We start from the raw sequence: 2174 nt of genomic DNA, 5'->3' as shown, positions 1-2174 counted from the left end.
GCTTACTCATGTTGCTGTTGCTTCCCACCTGAAACTGCTTCCTCTGGGCTCACATGTCCCAGTCTCCAGGTGTCCAGCCCCAGGGTGGAACTTCAGCGTCCCTCACCAGCCGGGCGGCCTGCTCGTAGTAGCCGCGCACGAGGCGGGCCATCGTGACCCTCGCCATCGTGTGCCTTGTGTCCGCAGAGGCCGTGTGCGGATCAGCCCATGTTTGTGGCGCGACGGTGGGGCCGGTGGCGTTCGGGTGCCGGTCGTGCACGGCTCGGCGGACCGGAGCACCGGTGGCGCGGCAGGTGCCTCCCATCGGATTTCCGGCGCCCGGCCGGGGCGGGGGCGAGGTGGTGGTCACGGGCGGGGGGTGGGACGGGCCGGGGGCGACGCATTGCTCGGTCTGCCCGTCCGCGAGGCCCGCGAGGTGCCGATCGCGCGACTCGATTCAGGGCACGCAGCTCTCGGTGACGACCTCGAGGTGCAGGACACGGGGTTCGGGAACGTAGTGACCGTAGTGCTCGACGTCGGCGGGCTCCGGAGGGTCGGTGGCCTGTTCGCCGACGCCGGCGGCGTTGCGCCGGACGAGGCGGGCCGCGGGAGGCGCTTCGCCGTCGTGGTGGAGGGGGCACCACAGCACTTGCGGGAGGTCGGCCCCTCCGGGCCGTCGCCCGGTCAGACGGTGGGCGCGTCACGATCAGCCGTAGTGGGCGTCAGTCGATACCACGGTGGCACGGCGGAGTTCTGGCCAATGTCCGAACGAAGTCCTTCACTGGCCGACCGTGAACAGGCAAGCTGTTGTGCAGACCGACAGCGGGCCTGCCCCGCGGACCACCACAGAGGGGGAACACTCCATGGTCAGAATCGGAACAGCCAAGCGTGGTATCGCCATGACTGCCGCTGCTGTTGCCCTCGCGGGCGTCGCCACGGTCGGCCTCGGCGGCACCGCCTACGCCGGTGTGTCGAACCCACCCGCATCCACCACGGATTGGTTCTCGCTCTACCTGGAAAACGGCCGGGACAGCGCCTATTTCCTGGTCTGCAACCATCAGTCGAGCGCCACCTCGGTAGTTGTGAAGGTCTTCGACGGAGCGGGCTACCGGATGACGCTGCAGGACGTCAACACCGGTTGGAATCCAGGAAACAGCGCCATCAACTTCAACCCCGGCGGCTGTGAGGAATTCAACGTCGTCGGCTATCAGAACAACAACACGATCGTCGGCGAGATCGTATCGGGCAACTCGGGTTACTGGACGGGCTGGGTGTCCCGGGGCTGACCTCGTCCGCTTGTCCGAGCGGCGCAGCCCACTGTACTCGTCGCGGTCCTTCCAGTGGTGTCCCGACCGGCCGGGGAGGGGTGACGACAAGACCGAGGGTGGCGGTGGGGCTTCTCGGAATTCGCGTACCGGCGCGGCGGCCCCTTCGCGGCTGCGGCCTGGAAAGGGTACGCGCAGGGCCGCTCTCCGTCGCTCGAGGGGTCCACGGGTCCTGCCGCTGACGAGAGTTGAACGGCAGGGAGCGGCCGGCGCCCCGGACGGTGGAGGCTGTCCGGGGCACCGGCCGTCGGGTGCGGGCTACTTGACGGCCGGAAGAGGGTTCCGTCCACGCCCAGCCACACCTTGATGCCGGTGTCGACCGGGCCCTGGTCGGTGTCATGGAGGCTCAGCGCGGCCCGCGCGGACCTGCGGAACGCGCTGGGCCGTGACTTCTACCAGGGAGGCACACGATGAAACCCGACGCCGGCGCGCCCGTCTCCCCGGCGCCCCGGGCGGAGAAGATCGCCGCCCTCGACCGCATGGTGCAGACGGGGCAGGACGCCACCGACGCGTACCTGAACGCCTACGCCACCAACCGAAAGGGCACACCCGACCGGTACGAATTCAACTGGTCCACGAACGTCTGCAACTCCCCGGCCCCCAACATGCCGTTCCGCTTCGACTTCTCCAACGCCTGCATCCGCCACGACTTCGGCTACCGCAACTACCGCGAGCTGCTCGGCGAAGGCGGCTTCCGGTTCAAGGGCCTCAGCGGCCTCGAACCCTCGCCCAAGGACCGCGTCGACAAGGTCTTCCTCCAGGACATGGACGCCGTCTGCGACGCCTTCGCTCGAACTCGTCATGACCTTCGCCGCCGGAGCCACCCTCGTCATCCCGCCCACCGGACCACTCGCCGGCGACATCCTCGCC

The 2174-nt window shown here is 68.8% G+C and carries 3 protein-coding genes; 2 read left to right on the top strand and 1 reads right to left on the bottom strand.

Features of this window, described 5'->3' with window-relative positions; genetic code table 11:
- Positions 1-436: 436 nt before the first annotated feature.
- A complete protein-coding gene (locus ABZ885_RS39840; RefSeq protein WP_360199901.1) occupies positions 437-628 on the bottom strand; it encodes a hypothetical protein in 192 nt (63 codons plus the stop codon).
- A 214-nt stretch (positions 629-842) separates the two neighbouring features.
- Here ABZ885_RS39840 and ABZ885_RS39835 point away from each other — a divergent pair, with 214 nt between their 5' ends.
- Positions 843-1265 (top strand): hypothetical protein, encoded by a 423-nt coding sequence (locus ABZ885_RS39835; protein WP_360199899.1) that lies wholly within the window; start codon positions 843-845, stop codon positions 1263-1265.
- 449 nt (positions 1266-1714) lie between these two features.
- Positions 1715-2174, top strand: a 460-nt coding sequence (locus tag ABZ885_RS39830; protein ID WP_360199897.1) for a phospholipase A2, incomplete at its 3' end; no start/stop codon positions are given.

It is taken from the genome of Kitasatospora sp. NPDC047058, assembly GCF_040643935.1.
Taxonomy (GTDB): Bacteria; Actinomycetota; Actinomycetes; order Streptomycetales; family Streptomycetaceae; genus Kitasatospora.
This window is presented reverse-complemented; position numbering and strand designations above follow the sequence as displayed.

Excerpts from the sequence above, each read along its gene's own strand:
- ABZ885_RS39835 (WP_360199899.1), top strand. The coding sequence starts at position 843 with ATGGTCAGAATCGGAACAGCCAAGCGTGGTATCGCCATGACTGCCGCT.